We start from the raw sequence: 21,499 nt of genomic DNA, 5'->3' as shown, positions 1-21,499 counted from the left end.
GGTGCGACGCGGCCCCAGTCGAGTCGCCGGACAGGATTTCGTTTTTGGCCTAATGGAACACACCTTGAGCACAGACATGCCGAAATCCGGCGCTTCGATCCGGGAGGCCACCGCAGACAGTCCATCCGCGCGCGTCTTCGACGTCGGAATCAACGAGCGGTTGCCACTCCCGCAACTGGCCGTGCTCGCGCTGCAGAACGTGTTCGGAATGACGGGCATGTTCGTGTTCCCGGGACTTCTCGGCCGCGCGTTTCATTTGTCCGATCCGCAGATCGCGTACCTGTATGGCATGACTTTCATGGCCTGCGGAATTGTCACGATTCTGCAGTCGGTGCTGCTGCTGCGTCTGCCGATCGCGCAGGGTCCCTACGCAGGCAGCTTTGGTGCGCTCCTGACGGTCGGTCATTTGCAGTCGGGTGGCCTGGGTACAGCATTCGGGTCGTTCTTCGCCGCGTCATTGATCTGGTGCGTGCTCACGGTGCCGATCCGTGGACGCAGCGTGGCGGGCATGTTCGCGAGGCATTTGCGCCTGCCTATCATTTCCGGAATGATCGTCATGCTGATCGTGGTGCAGATTGCCAGCGTCGCGCTGCCGACCTGGATCGGCAGCGCTAAAAGCCCCGGCTTTCCGGTCGTGAACCTGCTTTCCGGCGCGGTCGCAGTGGCCGGTATCGTTTTCGCGATGCTTTGGGGCGGCCGCCGGCTGCGGCGCGTCGCGATCCTGCTCGGCCTTGCGCTCGGCACGCTGGCCTACACGCTGTTCGAGCCGGTTTCGTTTGCGGCGGTGGCCGCTGCGCCGCTTCTCGTCGAGCCGCGCATCTTCCCGTTCGGTTTCGGCGTGCGCCTCGATCTCGTCGCAGTGTTCCTGCTCGTGCTGATTCCGGCGGGCATGGGATCGATGGCCCTCTACCAGACAGTCGCCGAATGGGGCGAAGAGACGCTCAGCCCAGGCCGCATGTCCGAAGGCCTGTTCGGCGTCGCGCTCGGCTCGGTGGTCGCGGCAGTGTGGGGTGGCTTCAGCACGATCGCGTATCCGGACAACATCGGCATTCTGCGCGCCACACGCATCGGTTCGCGCTTCGTGACGCTCGCCGCAGGCATCCTCCTGATCGTACTCGGCGGCTGCGTGAAGTTCGACATGCTGCTCGTCGTCGTCCCGATTCCGGTGATCTCGGCCGCCGCGACGCTGCTGTTCGGCATTGTCTTCATGCATGGCGTACATATTCTCGCGCAGGTCGAGTGGGACGATCGCCGCCTGATCGCGTCGGGGCTCGCGTTTCTCGTTGGCCTCGGCGGTCTGTTCATCTCACCGGAAGTAATTCATGCGATGCCGTTGATGCTCCAGCTCGTGCTTCAGCAGCCGGTGATCTCCGGCGGACTCACGCTCGTCGCATTACACTCGCTGCTTTGCTCGAAGCAGCAGCCGTCGAGCGCGTCGGCGGCCAGGCCTTCCCGCACGCAGAACCAGGCTTAGGAAACGCCGCAAAACATGTCCGGGCGGGCAGCGGCCTGTCCGGACTCTTCGACCCACGGTTATTTCTGGATGTAGTGCGCAGACACCGGGAAAAACGCCGTAATACAGATTTAATACTTTGTACTACGTATCAATAAAGAGAGCGAGCGCTCGGAGCGTCATTCGACACATATCAACGTGTTCGAAGGCGCGCCGCTTCGCAGCCATGAATCCAGGTTTGGAAAGGCGGGAGACATAGATGAAAATAAAGTTGGGGATGAAAGCGCTCATTGTCGGCGCAGCGCTGTTCGCCGAGGTGGCCCACGCGCAATCGAGCGTGCAGCTCTACGGGCTTCTCGATGCGTTCGTCGGCTACAAGAAGCCGATGAACGGTCAGTCGAGCGTGATCGCAGGTAACGGCGGCATGACGGCGCCGTACTTCGGCCTACGCGGGTCGGAGGACATCGGCGGCGGCACGAAGGTCATCTTCGACCTCGAAAGCTATTTCAATATCGAGAACGGCGCGATGGGCCGCACCGGTTTCCCGCATGACGGCCTGTTCTCGCGTAACGCATACGTGGGAGTGACCGGCCCATACGGCACGGCGACTGCCGGTTTGATTCCGCCGCTGCTGTGGTTCTCGACCATTACGTTCAACCCCTTCGGGAACTCATTCGTGTTCTCGCCGAGCGTGCTGCACAGCTACGTCGGCGTGAACGGCCAGGGCGTATTCGGCAATGCGGGCGAGTGGTGGAACGCCGTGTACTACGCATCGCCGTCGTTCGGCGGCCTCATCGGCCGAGCCATGTACTCGTTCGGCAACGACCCAGGCCATCTCGGCCAGAACAAGTGGAGCGGCCAGATTTCGTACAACCGCGGCGCTTTCGCGACGTCGGTTGTTTATCAGCAGATCAAGTACAGCCTGAACGCCGGCGACCTCGACACCGTCCTGCCGGGACTGACGACGCAGTCGGTGGTGAACCTCGGCATGTCGTACGACCTTCACTACGTGAAGCTGTTTGGCCAGTACCAGCACGTGTGGGATTCGATTTCGAATGGCGACGTCGGCATCGATACCGGTCAGATCGGCTTCTCGATTCCAGTGGGCCTCGGCAGGATTCTCGGCTCGGACGCGTATTCGAAGAGTAGCGGCCATAGCTCGGTTTATCGCAACACCTGGGCGCTCTCGTATGACTACCCGCTATCAACGCGCACCGACATCTATGCGGCGGTGCTGTCCGATCGCGCGACCAGGATGTCGAGCGGCACCACGATCGGTGGCGGTCTGCGCACACAGTTCTGATCGACTGCCGGCGCCGACGACGCCGACGACGCGCGCGACATGCCGATCCGGCTCCGCCGGAGAGAAGCGGGTGCGCGAATTCAGACAGCAATGATGGGCCGTCGCATGCAGTTCGAACCCGACCTTCGTGCAACCACGGCCTCACGAATTTAACGATGTCAATGGAGGAACTATGTTTAAGAGTGGAAGGACCGGGAGCGGCGCGCGCAGGTTCGGTCGGCGGCCAGCAGTGGCCGCAATGACCTTGTTGGGGCTTTCAGGGAGTGCCGCTTACGCGCAAAGCAGCGTTACATTGTATGGCTCTCTGGACGGCGGCCTGCGCAATGTCGTGAACGGCACGAAGGCAGGCGGCGCGGCGCTGACGATGGCATCGAACGGCGTCTACAAATCGAATCGCTGGGGGTTTCTCGGGATCGAGGACCTGGGCGGTGGATATTACGCCCGCTTCAATCTGGAAGCGGGCTACATTCTGTCGACTGGTGCCAACAGCAGCACGACCAACCAGCTGTTCCAGCGTACGTCGACCGTCGGGCTAGGCGGCCCGTTCGGCGAGGTCAATATCGGCCATCAGTTCACGCTGCAGCACAGGTTGATCAAGGACTTCGAGCCGTTCGACCTGCACTATCTAGGCATTACCGAAGCGGCGGCGATTTCGGGCGGCACCAGCGGCCGCGACGACAACGCTATCCACTACCACGGCAACTTCGGCCCGTGGACGGCTCGCGCGGTCTATGCGCCGGGCGGCGTGGCAGGCAGTCTCGCTAGCGGCACCATGCTTGCGGGCGGCTTGAACTACCACACCAAACTGTTCAAGTTCGGTGCGGGCTATACGCATCGCTCAAACCCGTTTTCGGCCACGTCGAGCGCGTATTTCGCCAACAATCAATACACTGCGGGCGGCGCCGTGACGCTCGGTCCCGTCGACCTGATGGGTGGCTATTCGCTCGCAACCCAGGCGGTTCCCTCCACGGCGCACGGCGAGACGCGCAATCAATATTTGTGGGGCGGTTTTCGCTATCACGCGTCGTCGGTCTTCAACGTAACGGGTGCGTATTACGACGACAAGAACGCGACGAACGGCGTGGACGGCAGAAAGGACGTCGCCATTCTGGGCGTCAGCTATGCGCTGTCGAAAAACACTGAGCTTTACGCCGATATCGACTACACGCATTTCACGGGTGGCTACGTGACCAATGCAACGCTGAACCCGTCCTTGCATGAAAAACAGACGGGCGTCTCGTTCGGCATGAACCACTTTTTCTAAGCCGAACCGGACGTGAGGGACGCGTCGAATATCTTTGAGCCCATGCAACACGGGCTCGAAGGTTGCACTGATCTTTCCCGGTGGGGCGCCGGACGCGAGCCCTCATCGATACGAGCCGCCGGGGAGCGACTGGATGCCGGCGACTCAGTCGGAGCCGTGTGGCGAGCGATGAACGCGTGACCGTGATCAGCGACGACGCTGGTGAATTTGCAAAGACGGTCGAGGGCAGTCAACTGGCTCGCGGCCGGATCCTCGACTGGTTCCACATTGCGATGAAGTTCCAGGCGGCGCTGCGTCCCGTGTTCGGCAGCAAGATGATTGGCTCGATGGACCAGGAGCCAGTGGAGACCGAAATCACGCACGCGAAGTGGTTGGTCTGGCATGGCAAGGGCAGCAAGGCGGTCGAACGGATCAAGGCACTGGACAGTCGGCTGCTGGCGAGAGAAGGATACGAATTCAAAACACTGTGGTGGCATCTGAACACCGTCTCCAGTTACCTGAGGAACAACGCGCCCACGTTGGTCAACTACAGCGCGCGGCACCGCAAGGGCTTGCCGATCAGCAGCAGCATCGCCGAGTCTGCGGTGAACCAGGTTGTCAGCTACCGTATGGCCAGGAAGCGACAGATGCGCTGGACTGGTGAAGGAGCGCACTGCATGGCGCAGGTCAGAGTCGCGGTTTTGAACGGGGAATTCTCGTCACATCGCATCTCGGGGTTCAAGATAGCCGCCTCGCGACACGGTGAATGCACCACGGTAGCATTGCCAGGCCGGCACCGAGCACCGAACAGACCCTGCAACCCTGCCATAAGCCAGTGCGGTCAGACGAAATCGACCTCCCCAACTTTTGAACGGTCTCCGGTGGGCCGCGACCTCACACGTGAGCTGTTTACTGAACGGGCGCCTGACGTACGCCGCAGGAAAATCAATTTAATGCCGACCGGACCGAAATTTCGATCTGTAAAGCATTTTTTACAGACGACCTTCGCCGCCCGATTCACGTGCACTCACGAGCCGCACAAAATCGAGCCAAACCAACGACGACAGCCTGATCCCGCACGTTGCGCCGCTAGGCTGGAATCACATCAACCACCGGCGACTTTGTGTGGCACGCCGGGTCGCCGGCGTCGAGATTGTCAATGCAGCCGCCTACAGAAAAGATCTTTCAAGCTCGCCCAGTACGGCCTTTTCGGCCCTCGAAACCCTGCTCCCAATGCCGAGAAACCCTCCTGCCGCTTCCGCGATTCCCCGAGCACGACCCAGAAGGGTCGCCTTGAGCGCTTGTCTGGCTTCCTCGTTCAGCGTGGCCGAAAGCGCCTCAATGTACGCTTTCCATTTAATCAGCATTTCGGGAGGTGGTGGCTCTGCGAGCCATTGCTCGAGCGGTTGATAGTTCACCTCATGTTTGCTGAGGCCCCCTTCTTCTGCCGCAGAAAGCACAGCGGTCCGCTCACCGTTATCGATGCGGCCGTCCGCCCAGGCCACCACGACCAAGGGAACCAGGGAGAGGGCGGCCAGCATTTCGCCTTGAAGGTTGAGCGCTACAAGCTTGTCGAGCAGACCGTCATCGGTGATGCCGGAAGCAGCGGAGAGTGCCTGCTTTTTTATTTTAGTATCTTCCGACTCCCTGAGGCGTTGGCGAAGCGCTTCGTTCTGCCTGGCAAAAAAAGATTCCTCCATCGCTTTCGCGCGATCACCCAGGTGCTCTTTACTCATGGTTTCCTCCGCGGGAAAAATCTGACGATTCGACGATCCTGTGCCTCAAAGCTACGGCACACGTCTCGTATGCATGGATGCCAGGCGCGGGCCGTGGGTGACCAAAAAACTGACGACGGCCCCTAACCGGCGGCAAAGTAAATCGCGGGGGCGTCGGAGCTAGGTAGCCGGAACATCTCGCTTGTCGGCATCGTCTCTTCCCGGGCTAACGAAACGGCTGCGGATGCTGCTGTGCGAATACGACGTGTGGGGCGCAAGAAGGCACCCTGCAATTCCGGCGCAGCACCGAGATGGCTTGATCCGGCCCGGAGTTCGTCACTTGTCACTCACTCGACGATGCCGGCGAGATATTCAATGTCCTTCTCGATACGTAATCGGGCTTCCTTTGTGGCGCCGTCACGTGTGTTGGCAATAAGTGGCAGGATCAATCCGCTACCCTTAAATTCGTGCTGGAATTGCACCCACGCGGCATAGGCACAGACACCAGAATCCTTTTGCACGACGTTAAGCGTGACGTCGTATGTGCGGCGCTTACCGCGCATGCGCGGTGTATTGGAACTTTGCTATTTGAGATCTGTACATTTGGGCTCCTTTCGTGCGCGGCCGTTTCTGCTTCGGACCACCGCGTCATCAAATCAGGCCGCGCCTGCGTCCTCAAGTTTGGCTTGGTAAGTCATGTGAGGAGACTTAGGGGCCAAGCCTTACTGGCTTGCGCCCGATGCCGCAGCAGCTTCCGAGGCAGCCGCAGCCGGTGCAGAAGCAGCCGACGTATCGCTAGCAGCGCTTGGCGCAGCCGTTTCGCCAGACTTGTTGCATGCAGCAAGAGCCACCGCAGCCAACAGGAATGCTACCAGGAGAGATTTCTTCATGTCACGCCCTGCTATGGTTAAAGGTAAGCAACAGCGCAAAGTAACCCTAATGTGCTCCGCGAGAAACCGTCATCAACTGCCTGCGAATGTTTGACGGAACGCTGCTCGCGGCAGGACCTGCCTGGTGCTGCTTCGCATCAATAAATGTTTCCCGTACCCCTTACGCGGTTGGACGGCCTCCGAACGGATGGCGGGGCAGGGTTTGCCATCGACAAAAGCAGTCGCACTGCGCACGGCAAATTCATAAGCGCAATTCGGACTCGCGGACTGACCGGGATTGCCCAATGAGGTAGATTCCCCGTCCTTATTCACGATACAGGCGCGCTCCGAACGTGTTGCCCTGCCTCGTAATGGATGGCCGGATCGCTGCGCCACGATGATATCGAACCATCAAATTCCCTTTGATAGATGCACAAAAGAAAGGTTATTGTAATGTACCTATTCGAGGAAAAATCGCTGTTACTTTTCATCATGAGACGCTTAAAAATGGCAAAAATAACGTCGCGCGCTACTCTCACCTGACCATAAGCGAGATCCGGACGACGCCGGTTGGTCATAAAGCGGAACGGCATCACAGCAACGCATTCGACAGCATGTGCCAACCCATCAGCCAAGCCAAACGACGACAGCAACGCCGCAATTCCAAGGCCAGCGTCGGGAATCGTCGCGGTTCGAGCGCTGGCCCGAGGACGAACCGCTCCCCTTTTGTCTGGATCCGCACGCCGATGCGCGACTGCAGGAGATACCCGAACAATGAATATGATTGCCGCCGCCGCGCTCGCCTTTACGGCAGTGCTTGCCTTCGCGGCCGCTCCCTCATTGGTCGAGTGGATCGGCATCACCGAGATCGCCGAGGGCCGCGGTGAAAAGGGGGCGTGGCGCCAGAACGACTCGCGCTACGACTATGTCGATGACGCGACGGTTGCCTTCGATTCCGCCGACGGTGTCAAGGTGGCATGGGTCGACCAGAAGAAGAAAGATGTTTTCCATCAGTCGCTCTCAGCCGACGGAACTGCGCAAGGCCGACCGGTTAACGTGTCGCGCAATCCGGCGACATTTTCCTGGCTGCCTCGCATGGTGGTGGCGCCGGGAGACCCGGGCAAGATCGGCCTACTTTGGCAGGAGATCATTTTCTCCGGCGGATCGCATGGGGGCGATATCCTGTTCGCGCGTTCCACCGACGGCGGCGCCAGCTTTTCCGCGCCCATCAATTTGTCGAACTCGCGTGGCGGGGACGGCAAAGGACGGCTGGACCGCGACACCTGGTCAAACGGCAGTCTTGACCTGGCGATGGCGCCGGACGGCGCCTTGCTGGCCGCGTGGACAGAGTACGACGGCATGCTGTGGCTGGCCCGCTCGACCGACGGCGGCGCCAGCTTTTCGCGGCCCGTGCATGTAGCCGGCGACGGCAAGCGGCCGGCGCGTGGCCCGTCGCTGGCAACCGGCCCCGGCCAAACCGTCTACCTGGCCTGGACGGTCGGCGCTGACCGCAGTGCCGATATCAGCGTTGCCCAGTCGGACGACGGCGGCCAAACCTTCGGGCGGCCGCACGTGGTTGGGGCTGGTCCCGGCCATGCCGACGCGCCACGTCTGGCCGCAGGGCGAACCGGCACGCTGCACCTGGTATATGCGGAAAGCGAAGACGGGCCGTCGGGCCGCTACCATGTGCGCTACGCCCAATCCATCGCCGGTGTGGGTAAGTTCGGCATTCCGCAGGTTATCTCGCAGCCGCAGCGACATGCCGGCAACGGCGCCGCGTATCCGGCCGTGGCAGTCGACCGGCAAGGGACGCTACACGTCGCATGGGAACTGTTTCAAGGTGCTTCAACCCGGCCGCTGGGACTGGAGTTCACCGTCTCGCGCGATGACGGGCACAGTTTTTTGCCGCCGCAACTGGTGCCAGGCAGCCAGGACGAGCGGGGCGGGACAAATGGCAGCCATCAGGGACTTCTGGGCAAAAAACTTGCTGTCGGCGGCGACGGCAGGATTGCCGTCGTCAACACCAGCATGAAATTGGGCGGGCACAGCCGTGTGTGGCTAATGCTCGGGCGGATGAATGCGAGCGGCACCGCTGGGCCGCTAGGCGAAGACCATCCTGCATACTGTATCCCGTGTTTCACGGACGAAAGCGGGACACCGCCATGCGAAGTTTCCGACGGCCTGGACAAACCTCGGAAAGCGCCGAACCCCCGCCACCATGTGACCGCGCGCGGCCCATGGTGTTTGAATGGCCGCAGTTCGTTACACACCGGACGGCCGCGAAGCAGCTCGCACTTCATCAAAAAACGACTTCCGAGCATTTGATGCCATAAACCAAGCTGAACCCAATTTATTTCACGGATCGCACGAGTGCGGCATGGGCCCGCAATGGCTAAAGCCACCCGTCCACCGCACGACTTCACGCACGCTCCGGGCGAGCCTTTCAGCAATTCACAACATAAACAGGTCACCCGGTCAGCGAGCATCATAAAGTTTCGTTATAAACCGAGAATCATGAACGGGGTTGCCGACCATGCCGGGAATGGAAACAGACCGATCCAAGCCACTGAACCTCCGAAGGCACATACGGTGTCCGTCTACTCCCGGTTCACGTAGTCGAGCGTACGGCCACTATTACGCCGACGTTGACGACGAAGATGAGCCCGTTAGACGTTTCTCCGCGACCACGGCGCGCAGCGTCGCAGCGTTAGCGATTAAATACCCAGGAGCAGTGAACGTTGTCGATTAATTCCCATAAGGGCGAATTGATGTCCCATAGCATTCCTTTGATCACAACCATCGCAACCGCACTTGGGTTGGCCCTCGTGCTGGGCTTTCTTGCTATTCGCATCAAAATTCCGGCGCTCGCTGGTTACCTGTTGGCCGGGGTGCTAATTGGCCCATTTACGCCGGGCTTCGTCGCCAATACGGAGATTGCGGCAGAACTTGCCGAAATCGGTGTGATGTTGCTGATGTTCGGCGTTGGGCTGCGTTTTTCCCTGGATGACCTGATGAAGGTGCGCAAGATCGTTGTGCCGGGTGCTGCGATACAAATGGCCTTCGCGACGGCACTTGGCACCGGCTTAGCGGCTACTTGGGATTGGGGCCTCGGGGGATCGCTAGTTTTCGGTCTGGCGTTGTCGGTTGCGAGCACCGTAGTGTTACTCAGGGCACTTGAGGCGCGTGGCGCCCTGGAGTCAATGAACGGACATATCGCAGTGGGCTGGGTGGTGGTCCAAGACCTTGCCATGGTGCTCGTGCTCGTACTACTGCCGCCCTTGGGTGGGTGGCTCAGCGGCAAAACCCCAGTCAGTGGCGCGGCGAATTTGTGGCAGACCCTCGGAATCACGCTTTTCGAGATTGCAGCGTTCATCACTTTGATGCTGGTGGTTGGTCGCAGAGCCTTTCCGTGGCTGCTTTGGCAGGTTGCCCGCACGGGCTCCCGAGAGTTATTCACCCTGTGCGTTGTGGCGACAGCCGTCAGCGTTGCCTTCGGGGCTGCCAAGCTATTCGGCATATCCTTCGCTGTGGGGGCATTTTTCGCTGGCATGATGATGCGCGAGTCCGAGTTCAGTCACCGTGCTGCGGAAGAGTCGTTACCGCTGCGTGACGCGTTCGCCGTCTTGTTCTTTGTTTCGGTGGGGATGCTGTTCGACCCGATGATTCTGGTCGACCAACCACTTCGGGTCGTTGCCGTGCTGGGCGTAATTATTGTCTGCACCCCGATCGCCGCCGCCGGTTTGGTCCTCGTCTTTGGCTACCCGTTGAACACCGCGCTCACGGCGTCAGCGAGTTTGGCTCAGATTGGCGAATTTTCATTCATCTTAGCTGGGCTGGGGGGACGCCTAGGATTACTCCCGCTGGAAGGACAAAGCTTGATTCTTGCCGGGGCACTAATCTCAATTGCCGTCAACCCGCTAGTTTTTAAAGCTGTAGAGCCACTTCAGGTTTGGATCCGGTCGCGCTCTTTGCTCGCCCGCAAACTGGAACGGCCGGATGACCCCTTGGCCGAGTTGCCTGCGGCGACTAGTGAAGTGTATTTGTCGGGACAAGTTGTTTTGGTGGGCTATGGCCGAGTTGGACGGCGTATCGGCGAGAAGCTCGCCGAACAAGCTATTCCCTTTGTCGTGGCCGAACAGAATCGCGAACTCGTCGAGCGACTGAGAGAAGGCGGAATTGCAGCGGTCTTCGGAGACGCCTCGGACCCAGGAGTACTGATTCAGGCGCATATCGCTCAAGCCGGCATGCTTGTCGCCGCTATTCCCGACACCTTCAGAGTGCGTCAAATGATCAAGACGGCCCGGATACTCAATCACGGGATCGAAGTCGTCGTGCGTACTCACAGTGAAGAAGAGGCCATACTGCTAGAGCGGGAAGCGGCCCAGAAAGTCTTTTTCGGTGAAAATGAACTTGCCAAGGGAATGAGTCACTTTGTATTGCAGCGATATGGGAAGGCTCCGTCCGATGACATGGTTGCTGGCAGCAGTGATTGAGCACCAGCGCAGTTTCGTAGTCCGCGGGTACATGTCCCGCGTTGGCATTGTCACGCTGCCGGCATGTTGCCGGAAATGCACCGACAATTGCGAGTGGGAAACGAACCGACTTGCAGCAAAGCGCACCTGCCAACGACGCGATCTCCTACTCGGGATACCGCTTCCCGGCCGACGTGATCAGCTACGCAGTGTCGCTGTACTACCGTTTTCCGCTGAGTCTGCGCATGGTCGAGGAGTTGCTTGACACACCGAGAAACTCGAAGGCCATCCACGTATGGCGTGCGCTTACGCACTACGTTGCCGGTAAATCCGCAAAGCCGATGGTGTTCCTGCGGAAGCATTTGGGTTACCGCATTTTTCTACTTGGTGCGCTTAGGCGCGACGGGGTAACGACGACTCGTCGTGCACCTTCGCTCGCAGGATTTGCGAAGTGCCCCTCGCTCTCCGGTTGCAGACCTGCCGCGCCGGGCGGCACTGCTCGACAGTACTGTCGTAGAAAGCGGAGCAGGACGTGGTGAATTGGCTCTCCAAGGGATGGATCTTCGCAGGGACGTCAAGCTGCACCTGCTCAGGAAGCGGAGCAAGCTGGACTTGCTCAGTCAATGTCACGTATTTCCGCCGCTAACCGCAGAGCGACGCCTCCCGGCAATTGGGGGTCCAGGTCGGCACTTTCGGTATTCGCGGTTCCCTATTGTCGACCGTCCGGTCAGCGGCCCTTAGCGGACTCGCCAACGCGTGTGCGCGACAGGTAGCTTCGGGTCGAAAGTACGCATCCGGGTTCGGTGAAGCCGGTCATTCGCGACCGCCGCCCAGTGAGTGTCAGGGAAGTGACTCGTAGCCGCCTTACCAACGCCGGTAGTCGAATGACTGTAATGGCCGAAGAACACCCTCTCGTGCACCAGCGGGACACGATAACTGGCAATCTGCATCGTCTCTGGTTGCGCGGTTTATCGCGTTCAGGCAGGGTTGGGTCTTGTGCTTCAGATTCACGGTCCGGCGTTCAGATCAACAGAACCTAACCGCCGGCGTAAAGGCTCCGCTGAAATGTCGTCAGCTGACCCGACTACAATGGATGCTAGCCAAAAGACGAATGCGACCAGCCATGCATCTTCACTCGATTCATCGAGCGCGGAAACAAACAGCCCGGCCCGTCTGGATCGCCGTGTGCGTCGCGCTCCTTCTGTCGTCGCCAGCCCTCCTTGCCGAGGACGAAAAGCCGGGTATTGCCTTTTCCACGATCGAGCCCGGCGCTCCACTGCCCGCAGGCTGGAAGAACCTGCCGGTCGCGCACGGCAAGCCTGTGACGCAATACACGCTCGTTCACGACGACCACATCACCGTCCTGCGGGCGGACGCGAACCGCTCTGCTTCTGCGCTGATGCACGAGGGTAATATCGACCTGGTCCGCACACCCGTCGTGGCATGGCGCTGGAAAGCAGAAAAACCGATCGAGGGCGCCGACAATCGCGTCGGATCGAAGGAAGACGCGCCAGCGCGACTGGTGTTCTTATTTGACGGCGACAAAAGCAAGCTATCGTTTTTTGACCGGGCCAAGATGGACCTGGCAAAGAACTTGGGTGGCAAAGAGTTGCCCTATGCCACGCTGATGTATATTTGGTCGACCGCCGCCGCGCCGGGCGCCGTTATTGCCAACCCTCACACGGACCGCGTACAGATGATCATAGTCTCCGGTCAGCACGGCGACGCGGGTCAGTGGCAAAGCCTGCGCCGCAATATCGTGCACGACTACGAGCGGGTCTTTCACGAACCGCCAGGACGAATCACCGGCTACGGGCTGCTGAGCGATACCGACAATACCAGTACTACGACACGCGCCTGGTACGGAGACGTCGAGTTCCTGACCGGGCCTTGATAACTTAAAGCCGCCGAACTAACTGAGCTCTTTGGAGCGATGCGAGTGACTGTCGTTCAGTTCTTTCGCCGTAAGCTGCCAGTCGACACCATGCTCCTTGCGCCAACGACAGGTTTGTGGCGGGTAGGTCAGCGGGTACAACCGGCCAGTTTGAGCCGTTCGACATCGGCGCCTAGATCGTTCAATCGTCGCTTGACATCCGCATCACTGGAACGGAGCCGCTAACATTTCGAAGATAAGGGTTTCGCGTGAACTGTGGCCAACGTATGAAACGTCCTTCACTGATCGCGGGTAGCTTGCTTTTCATGCTCCTCTTTTTCGCGGGCCCAGGCCGGGCGGAGGGAAGATATCTATGAAAATAACTGGGGATCGCGGTGTCCTTGCGGCGTGGTGTTTTTTTATCGAATTTCGCGCTTTATTATGGGAGTGTCATTTTGCCCTTCCACAGGCGGCGAAAGCGGATAGTACCTTGCATTGCGCCAAGCCTAACATGAATGCCGCGGTGGGCGCTAAGCAAGACTTGGCTGCATTGATCAGCCGCATACAGCGCACCGTCGAGGAAATTGAGTGGCCGCTTGCGGCGAGTCCGACGGTCCGCAAAGGGTCGACTACGATCTCTCGTCGCTGTTGTGCGTGAGGTATATATCCCGGCGATCACGATCACGGATCAAGGTGATCGCGTCGCCGATCCGACTGATCAAGAATCAAGAATGCTGGAACAAGCAGGCAAGGCTCCACGCATCTGAATTCCACAGCCTACAGCAACGGATTGGTATCCCAACCGATTGCTGTGCGCAGTGTCGCCCTGTAGGATTTCCCCACTCATTGGGAGGCGACGATGCAGTTCGACTACAAGGACTTCCATATCGAGGCGTCACCTCTCGATGAAGGCGGCCATTACTACGCCCGTGCAAAGATCTACCGGCGCGCCTCGGTGGGCGGCGACACCGTCGAGGTCAAATGGTCAGGCGATCTAGGCGACTATCCCGCCGACGCAGCCGCTATCGAGGCGGCGCAGCGCTGGGCGATCCAGTGGTGCGACGAGAACTCGGCATAGGCCGAGCGCTTAGACTCCTCGAATCAGATCATTGGAGACAGCTATGCAGCCTTGCAATGCCTGTCGCGAATTAGTTGTCAAGCCATCCAGCGTTCCCCCGCATGGCGATCTTGCCGCTTCCGGCGTCAGTGCAATCGGGCCGTCGGGCCACATAACGAAAATCAGCAGCAACCGGAATTGCACGGTCTGCGGAAGCTGGCTGTACCAGAATACTGCTGATGGCACTCCTCCTAACGAGTGGGCGATGAGCGAGCATCAGCTAGCTTGGCCCGGGAAGGCGTGACAAGCGGTGCTTCGAAGATCACGATGGAGACTGGCATGCTGCGACGCAACGAGCTATATAGGGAATGTAGACTGGACGTCGCAGTCGATGGTGACGCACTTACCGGGTTCTACATCGCCGCGCAGACAATACAACTCGCGGCGATCGGCGAGGCACGCAACGTTCCGATGCCAATTGCTCGATTCCGTGACGCGTCGGGTGCATTCGCAGACGGGTTCAATCGGCTTCGCGCTGCGGTTGACGAACACGAAGGCAAGCCAGGCTAGTCTTGCACATTGGTTCACGGAACCCTGCGCGAAGGCACGCGCCACACGGGAACGGTTGGCTACAACGTGCAGGTTGCAGTTGACGTGAAACGATTGGCTCATGTCGGGCCGGAAGCTACCGTTCACGAGTCGTTTCGGAACAGCTCAACGGGGTCGAGGGTCGTCAGTGCCGGCGGCCGTATCCCGGCCAGACGCAACCGGTGGGTCGGAGACGAAGCTGTTCTGCCGAGTGCGGCTTGAATGTGCCGCTTGTTGTCCGAGCACCCGCGTGGCCAGGTCATCTTTCACCTGCACTTCGATAGCATTCGAGCTCTCATTCCGGCCTGTTGAAGACGCCTGCTTCGAGATCTTTCGTGAAATGCTGTAGCCAATCGCTTTCGTCGCCGATCACGTATTCTTTCGTAACCTGCGTCGATAGCCGGGCTATGGTGACGTAGCCCTGTAGACCAAGGTTCTCGTCACCTTTCGGGTCCGTCGTATCTGTTTCCAGAAGAGCGAAATCGCCTTCTGCAAAACCGCTACGCTCCAGGGTCGCTAGAAAGTCTTTGTGTTCATCCGGTTCGATCAGCCGCATGTTCGGCCCCTCGTGTTCAACGGCGACGTCGTGGAGCCCTATCGTTACGAGGACCGACGACACCCGCTCAAGTGTGGAAATCTGCGCACCGCACCCATGAGGTACGCGTCGTAGTCGCCCCAGTATCGTACTGCCAGGAAGCAAGCGTCACTATTGCTTGCCGTTCTATCGCTTGGGCCCTTTCATGCTTTCCGACTCCATGGCTGCATTCCGTTCACCGCTCGCCTCGATGGGTTCCATCGCTTCGTCAATCGAGGCCATTGTGCGGCAGAGCGCCACGACGACAGTATGAACTACGTACCGACTAACAGGTGGGTGCTGTTCGGCCATCTTTTCGCCGCAATCGCCGGCGCAGTTGCTGACTGTTTGCTGCCATGAAAATTGGCGATGGATTGAAGCTGCGCAGGGACGCTCGTGGAGACAGCGCTATGGCAACGGTTCTGCTTGCGGATGATGACATGGGGTTGCTCGGTTCACTTGGCATTCTGATAGCTGCAGAGGGGCACCTCGTTCGCACCGCGACCAATGGTGGCGATGCGCTGCGCCTCGCTCTGGAAAGTCGGCCTGATATTGTGGTCACAGACTGCGCAATGCCGGGGATGGATGGAATCGCACTGCTGCGAAAGCTGCAGCAATACCCTGAACTCGCGTCAGTACCCGTCATCCTCACATCGGACGCGCGAAGACGGCCTCACATCAAGGTGTTCGGCTTTCTCCGTAAGCCTTTTCCAGTGACGGTACTGTTGCGTCGCCTGCACCGGCTCGCCCGCCGTCCAGGCGTGGCGCGAGTGTGTACGGGAAGCCCTCGGGCAATGGTTGGTGGGCTGGGTTCACGTCCGCCGCAATGCGAGTACGCATAAGGCGCGCTCCATAGCTGTAGACTTTTCGGAGTCCGGCACGCTGCCTCTTATCTGAGGAATTGTTATGCCCAACAATCATCTCGCCAGTAAATTTGACGCTGACCTGGGCCTCGTTTTATCCAGACTTCTCGAGATGGCCGGGCAAAGCGAAAAAACCTAGCTAAGGGAAGGCCCGCATGTTGACTTCCCTCGTGTGTAACCAGTGCGAAGCCCGTCGGGCTGGTGCGCCCGTGTTCTAGTCGTCGACGACTATCGCGGCGCCGCTATTGCTACTGCGCCGTATCTCTCACTAGATGGCATGGAAGCCCACGTTGCTGGCGGATGCGGCGACGCTTTGGAAACAATCAAGAACTGGTTTCCGGACGTAGTTCTCCTAGACATCTGGATGCCTCAGCGCGACGGTTTCGAAACCGCAGAGGCAATGAAACATTGTGCTCCGGCTCCTAGTCCTTTCATATTGGCTTACACGTGCGCTGATAAACGATTTGTTATGGCAAATCCGGCCAGCAAGAGCTTGGACGGGTACTGCCGGAAAGGTACCTCTCCATCTGAGCTCGCTCTCATCGTGAGGAGCCTGTGCACTACGGCTCCCTCGCACTAATCGGCTCCGGGTTGCGCGACCACAGAACGAGGACCTGCGTCAAGTATGTCGTTCGCCGAACAGGGAGCCGCAGCACTGCGGCGAGCTACCGCTGCTCACCGAGCTCGTGACGCCGTGCCCCGCTTCACGTACAGTCAACCGTTTAAGTGTGCGATTCGCAGACATCGTTTCAGTTTCATGAATGCCGTTTTCTTGGCGCGCCAATGATGTTCGGCAAGGGTCTTGTCAACTCGCCATTCGCGATGCAGGATTCTCTTTTTCAGCCCGTCGTAGGCGCTTTCCACCTGCTCCGCGAGAGGTGTGATTTCGCCCACTTCTGCGATGCGGTCGACGGGCGTCTTGCCACCGAGTGAGCCGTGCGGACGGCGCCGGTTGTAGTCGAACTGCCACTCGTCAATTCGCCGGTCAACTCGTCCTCGGTCGGGGCGTGGTGGGACCAGTACTCGTTCAGGTCAGTAAGCTGTGAACGTTCAACCTTGCCATTGAGGTGTGGGGAGCGCGGCGGATCGGCCGGAATTTGATGCACTCGCTCATCAGACGTCGCTGCACTGATTCGGCGAAGAAGTCGCCGCCCCTATCAGTCTGGATACGCTGGACCGGAAATGGCATCATCCTCGATGACGCGATCAAGAAAAAGCGGCGTATTACGGGCGTTGCTGCGTGGATAGACAGTCAGTACGCGGAAGCGCGAGCAGTCGTCGATGGCCGTGTATTGATAGACGCCTCGCGCGATCTTCATCGTGTCCATCTGGACTCGATCTCCGGGAACCGGGCGGCTATAGCGTTTGGGATTTGCCGGCCGGCTGGGACGCACTAACGGCTTCACAGACGCCTTGGTCAGAACCTTGTGAATGGTCGCGAGGGACAGTTCTCTTTGTTCATGTAGCCGTAACTCGTTCTGAATCCGGCGTGCTCCCTTGCGCTCTGCACGCAGCCGGAGAATCGTCGCCCGATCAGCTTCGGAAACCTTTCGGTTTGGACTGTTGAGAGGGCGGCGACTTTGAGAGCGCAGGCCTTCTTCTCCAGCATCCCGGTAGCGTCGTAACCATTTACGAAGTGTCGGTCTCGTGATACATCAGCACCCAACGTGATCGAGTCACATTCTCGCGGTCCATCGCTTCATTCTAGTTGAAACGATGTCTTGCGGCATGTTCCTAGAGCGCCTGGATATTTGCTGCCTGCTTGCCCTTTGGTCCCAGCTTGACCTCGAAGCTGACCTTTTGCCCGTCGCTAAGAGACTTGAAGCCTTCCGACTTCACTTCGGAAAAATGGGCAAACAGGTCTTCGCCACCATCGTCCGGCGAGATGAAACCGAAGCCCTTTGCATCGTTGAACCACTTCACTTTGCCCGTCTGCATTATCTGATTCCAAGGAAGTTAAAAAGAGTCATTGACCCGGTGTTGAAAATTCAAAAAGTTGCGCTGCATGCGTCGTTGCACGCGTGCGGACGCGTGTGGGAAAAGCTATTTCCTGTTTCCGGGGAAAACAGTGTCTGGGCTTGCGAATCGTTATTCGGTTTGCAATGCATGCCTGCTGCGATGGTTCTGTCCGACCCGAAGACATGCAGCCCCGTCATCTGCTTGTGTGACGCAAGTCAGCCGTTCTAGGCCTGCGCCCATCGGACGCCCGCCAAGTGGAGCGAGCATTCTCGGGCGGCCTGCATCCGACGTCTGGAATCTGCGGGAGCGCTGGCGAGCCGGTCAAGCAGTCGTTGCAGCCGTTCCTGTTGCCGTCGCAAGAGTCCGGGCGTTGCGTACGCCTGAAGAACCCGACCGCGCCAGTAAGTCTGTGCGAACAGCGAATCGGCACCGTCCGCGCACAGGACTCGCTCAAGATGCGTAATTGCAGTGTCAAGGTTATGAGGCGTGTAGGGGCTCACCCAGGCGCCTGCTTTGGCGGCAATTTTCACAATGTTTTCTCTCAGTTATATAGCTTTTCTGACTAACGGCATGTTGCGCACAACGTGCGTCCGGCCCTTTGCCAACAGGGCTATTAGTCAGATGTTTAGTATGGCTTTCTAAACGTAATGAAAACGATACAGGAAACACCACTCCTGAATAAACCGGGTTTACCCGTCAATTCGAAAACGCCTGCCGCTCCGAAGCAGGCATCACATTTATATGATCTATCAGGGCGTGTAGCTGGAAAAGGAAGTCGCTCGCAAGTCCATTCGGCCAGGGCTGCGCCCTTGAGCCGGTCCAGGGTTCATCGGAGGCGTTGCGCATGCTTCTGGAAGTCGTGGGGTATTAGGTCAGTTCGCGCTGCCGGCCTCGGATTCAATCGCGTAAGGATGAGCGCGCCCGCCTTAGCAGGGCGAGCCGCGTTCTGCTTTCAACGGCCTGCGGGAAGTTAGCGGTGCGAAGGGTAAATTTCGGGGGATGCAGAGTGCCGGTACGCTTCAGCAACCGGGCTATCGGAAAGTGAGCGCCAACGGGTGCTGGAAGGCAAACTGAGCGAACCTTAGCTTGAATTCCCAATTGAGAGCATGAGAGCACGGCCAATTTCCTGGTCAACGGGTAAGCCGGAAAACCTCCATCGCGATTTTTCACGTGTGGTACATGGAAATTGGGCCACCGAAATGATGGGCCAACTCGCACGCAGCACGCGCCAATCCATAACAGAAAACCACGAGAGCCGAGAGCCTACGAGCGGCCCGCTGCAATGCAGAACGCGGCGGAGCGTCGGGCATTGCGTGAGCGTCGTGCCGATTTCGTGGCCCGTTTGCCTTGGCAACGGCGAAGTTTCAGCGACACGAGGCACATCCCTTGCGGCGCCTATTCATGCGAGCGGCAGACGCTTGCATGGAGGTGAGCCATGAAACATATAACCAGGACGTTTTTCGCTTCGACTCTCGCGATGGCACTGTCGGCAATTACATACGCACAAGCCGGTGGCAGCGCTGGCGGGCTCCCGACACCCGGCGTCGGCGCCGGTTCGATGAAAGCCCCGAATGAGACGGGCTACGGTTCTCCCGACGTCCCGGGTGGTGGCGTCCGCGCGGCGCGCAGTAATCCTGCGACGGAGCGTTCCAATAGCGGCAAGACCAATGGTCTAAATAGGGGCACGCGTAGCGGCGCGAACAGCGACGTCAACAGTGGACCGGGCGGCTCAAGGGAAAACGGCCAGTAGTACGAAGGCTCCTTGTCACGATGGTAGTGGCGTTCTACGCGCTGACTCGGGCATGGTGTGTAGGCCACGTCGTGCGTTGGCACCGACGCGATAACAGCGGGTTGCACACTGAGTCAATATCGCTCAAGGCGCACGTGGGTGAGACTTGGAATCGACAGCTTTCGACTAGTGCAACTCGCGACTCGCTGCCGCATGCGGAAACCGAGGGACGCCCGAAGGACTCGATGTCCTGCTCTCAGGCGACCTGTCGACTCATCTCCCGGCTGACCGAACGTAGGCGGGACGAGGGTTACAGGGCGACCCCGCTGTTAAGGCCGGAGGAAATGCGGTTCCCCCTGATTTCATGCAAGTTCCAAGGAGCTCATTGTCCGTTGGGTCGGCAGACCAGCGGAGGTGTTGTGTTGGTGGAGGGGCATGCAGCGCGAACGCAGGAGTCGGCGAGTCTCGCGTTTAATCGAGCGCACCGTTGATGCCGTTCGGTTCTGGCGGGCCTCGGCACTACTGTCGCACCCTGCGTCCCCGAAGCAACTGTGTTGAACGTCAAGCGTTTTCGCGATCCGACTGATGAAGCGATGCATTCCAGGGCGCTCCTGCTTTGACCATTGCGTTGAGGATGCTCAGGAGCTTGCGCATGCAGGCGACGATGGCGACCTTCGTTGGTTTACCCGCCGCGACGAGACGGTCATAGAAGATCTTGATGATAGGGTTAAAGCGAGTCGCGGACAGTGCCGCCATGTAGAGCACATGCCGCACGCTGCTGCGGCCACCGAAGATCGTGCGCTTTCCTCTCATGTGGCCGGAGTCGCGGTTGATCGGTGCGACACCAATCAGCGCGCTGATCTCGCGGCGAGACAGTCTGCTAAGTTCGGGAACCTCGCAGATCAGGTGGAAATCGTTGTCTTGCCAACTCCCTTTAAGCTAACGAGCAGCGCCGACAGATCGGCGAAGTTCGCCTGCACGTGTCCGGCCATGTCACAGCCGATGCGATCGAGTTCTTTAGTCAGCGCTTCGATGATGGTGTCAATGCTTTGCCGGATTGCAGCAGGCGACTGAGCCAGCCGGTTGCGCTCGGCGACAAGTATGGCGATCAGTTGACGACGGCGCGTGACCAGGGCCGCCAGGGCCTGCTGCTCTGCGGTCGGCAGCGGTTTGACGAACTTGTCGCGTTCCGGACTGCGTTCAATGACTTCGCCGAGCTGCGCGAGGATGCGTGCATCGATGCGATCGGTCTTCGCCAGTTGTCCCAACGCTCGCGCAAAATCTCGTGCCCGTCGGGGATTGATGACCGCCACCGCAAAACCCGCAGCCTGCAATACAGCGGCGGCAGCCGTTTCAAGACCACCCGTGGCTTCCATCACAATCAGTGCGACCTTACGCGTCGCCAACTGGCCCAGTAACGTATCGAAGCCCTCGGCGTTGTTCGTCAGACTCAGTGGCGGCGCATTCAGGCCAATCTCTATGTCCAGCGCGGTTTTCGCCACGTCAATGCCAATCGTGACTGGTGTGGAAGTCGAATCTGGCAGGCTCGTCATTTCCCATCCTTGCTTATGCGAACTAGGTTCAGGCAACTGTTCGGGCTTTCGATGAGCGGCTCGGCTCGTGCGCCATGTGCTTCGGGACGGGCTTGCAAACCCCAGGGAGGAGATCAGGCTGCACGAGCTTTGCCAAACCGACATCAACAACAAAAAATTAACGACAGGCTGTGGATTTGTGGACGATGCGCCTACGGCGCAACGGTGAGCTTACCGTGGACAACGTTACACGTTGCCCACCGCGCCCA

13 protein-coding genes and 4 pseudogenes are annotated in these 21,499 nt (G+C 59.2%); 11 read left to right on the top strand and 6 right to left on the bottom strand.

Annotation, left to right across the window (positions count from 1 at the left end; genetic code table 11):
- Positions 1 to 64 precede the first annotated feature (64 nt).
- From P0D73_RS33835 to P0D73_RS33825, 3 genes are all read left to right on the top strand, one after another.
- Positions 65 to 1,474, top strand: a complete 1,410-nt coding sequence (locus P0D73_RS33835; protein ID WP_408291005.1) for a uracil-xanthine permease family protein — start codon at positions 65 to 67, stop codon at positions 1,472 to 1,474.
- Positions 1,475 to 1,712: 238 nt separating this feature from the next.
- On the top strand, positions 1,713 to 2,756 hold the full coding sequence (locus P0D73_RS33830; protein WP_408181259.1) for a porin: 1,044 nt from the start codon (positions 1,713 to 1,715) through the stop codon (positions 2,754 to 2,756).
- A 172-nt stretch (positions 2,757 to 2,928) separates the two neighbouring features.
- Positions 2,929 to 4,020 (top strand): porin, encoded by a 1,092-nt coding sequence (locus P0D73_RS33825; RefSeq protein ID WP_408434841.1) that lies wholly within the window; start codon positions 2,929 to 2,931, stop codon positions 4,018 to 4,020.
- A gap of 1,148 nt (positions 4,021 to 5,168) precedes the next feature.
- On the opposite strand, the gene P0D73_RS33820 is transcribed toward P0D73_RS33825, so the two are convergent.
- Together P0D73_RS33820 and P0D73_RS33815 are read right to left on the bottom strand one after the other, a co-directional pair.
- The gene (locus P0D73_RS33820; protein ID WP_408181261.1) at positions 5,169 to 5,735 is read right to left on the bottom strand and encodes a hypothetical protein; all 567 of its coding nucleotides are present in this window, start codon (positions 5,733 to 5,735) and stop codon (positions 5,169 to 5,171) included.
- 326 nt (positions 5,736 to 6,061) lie between these two features.
- Positions 6,062 to 6,277, bottom strand: a complete 216-nt coding sequence (locus P0D73_RS33815) for a hypothetical protein (protein WP_408181262.1) — start codon at positions 6,275 to 6,277, stop codon at positions 6,062 to 6,064.
- A 1,080-nt stretch (positions 6,278 to 7,357) separates the two neighbouring features.
- Between P0D73_RS33815 and P0D73_RS33810 the strand changes: the two genes are divergently transcribed.
- From P0D73_RS33810 to P0D73_RS33790, 5 genes and pseudogenes are all read left to right on the top strand, one after another.
- Positions 7,358 to 8,908 (top strand): sialidase family protein, encoded by a 1,551-nt coding sequence (locus P0D73_RS33810; RefSeq protein ID WP_408318182.1) that lies wholly within the window; start codon positions 7,358 to 7,360, stop codon positions 8,906 to 8,908.
- Between the two features lie 443 nt (positions 8,909 to 9,351).
- Positions 9,352 to 11,076: a cation:proton antiporter domain-containing protein gene (locus tag P0D73_RS33805; protein WP_408181275.1), complete on the top strand. Its 1,725-nt coding sequence runs from the start codon at positions 9,352 to 9,354 to the stop codon at positions 11,074 to 11,076.
- Between the two features lie 140 nt (positions 11,077 to 11,216).
- A pseudogene (locus P0D73_RS33800) lies at positions 11,217 to 11,318 on the top strand (IS6 family transposase); the annotation flags it as partial.
- A gap of 860 nt (positions 11,319 to 12,178) precedes the next feature.
- Entirely contained in the window at positions 12,179 to 12,949 is a 771-nt protein-coding gene (locus P0D73_RS33795; RefSeq protein ID WP_408181265.1) for a DUF3047 domain-containing protein, read from the top strand.
- Positions 12,950 to 13,787: 838 nt separating this feature from the next.
- Positions 13,788 to 14,006, top strand: a complete 219-nt coding sequence (locus P0D73_RS33790; protein WP_408318183.1) for a hypothetical protein — start codon at positions 13,788 to 13,790, stop codon at positions 14,004 to 14,006.
- An 862-nt stretch (positions 14,007 to 14,868) separates the two neighbouring features.
- Here P0D73_RS33790 and P0D73_RS33785 read toward each other — a convergent pair.
- Positions 14,869 to 15,129: a transcriptional regulator gene (locus P0D73_RS33785; RefSeq protein ID WP_408181267.1), complete on the bottom strand. Its 261-nt coding sequence runs from the start codon at positions 15,127 to 15,129 to the stop codon at positions 14,869 to 14,871.
- 267 nt (positions 15,130 to 15,396) lie between these two features.
- Between P0D73_RS33785 and P0D73_RS33780 the strand changes: the two are divergent.
- From P0D73_RS33780 to P0D73_RS33770, 3 genes and pseudogenes are all read left to right on the top strand, one after another.
- Positions 15,397 to 15,483, top strand: a pseudogene (locus tag P0D73_RS33780) (carbon starvation CstA family protein); the annotation flags it as partial.
- A gap of 74 nt (positions 15,484 to 15,557) precedes the next feature.
- Entirely contained in the window at positions 15,558 to 15,989 is a 432-nt protein-coding gene (locus P0D73_RS33775; RefSeq protein WP_408434839.1) for a response regulator, read from the top strand.
- A gap of 202 nt (positions 15,990 to 16,191) precedes the next feature.
- Complete coding sequence (locus P0D73_RS33770) at positions 16,192 to 16,590, top strand: response regulator (RefSeq protein ID WP_408181269.1); 399 nt, start codon at positions 16,192 to 16,194, stop codon at positions 16,588 to 16,590.
- Positions 16,591 to 16,724: 134 nt separating this feature from the next.
- Here the strand turns inward: P0D73_RS33770 and P0D73_RS33765 are convergent.
- The 3 genes and pseudogenes from P0D73_RS33765 to P0D73_RS33755 form a co-directional block, all read right to left on the bottom strand.
- A pseudogene (locus P0D73_RS33765) lies at positions 16,725 to 17,662 on the bottom strand (IS481 family transposase); the annotation flags it as partial.
- Between the two features lie 82 nt (positions 17,663 to 17,744).
- The gene (locus P0D73_RS33760; RefSeq protein WP_408181270.1) at positions 17,745 to 17,948 is read right to left on the bottom strand and encodes a cold-shock protein; all 204 of its coding nucleotides are present in this window, start codon (positions 17,946 to 17,948) and stop codon (positions 17,745 to 17,747) included.
- Positions 17,949 to 20,259: 2,311 nt separating this feature from the next.
- Positions 20,260 to 21,251, bottom strand: a pseudogene (locus tag P0D73_RS33755) (IS110 family RNA-guided transposase).
- Positions 21,252 to 21,499: the final 248 nt, after the last annotated feature.

It is taken from the genome of Paraburkholderia sp. RL18-101-BIB-B (genome assembly GCF_046026985.1).
GTDB lineage: Bacteria > Pseudomonadota > Gammaproteobacteria > Burkholderiales > Burkholderiaceae > Paraburkholderia.
The sequence above is the reverse complement of the archived record's forward strand: the minus strand, read 5'-3'. Positions and strand labels throughout refer to the sequence as shown.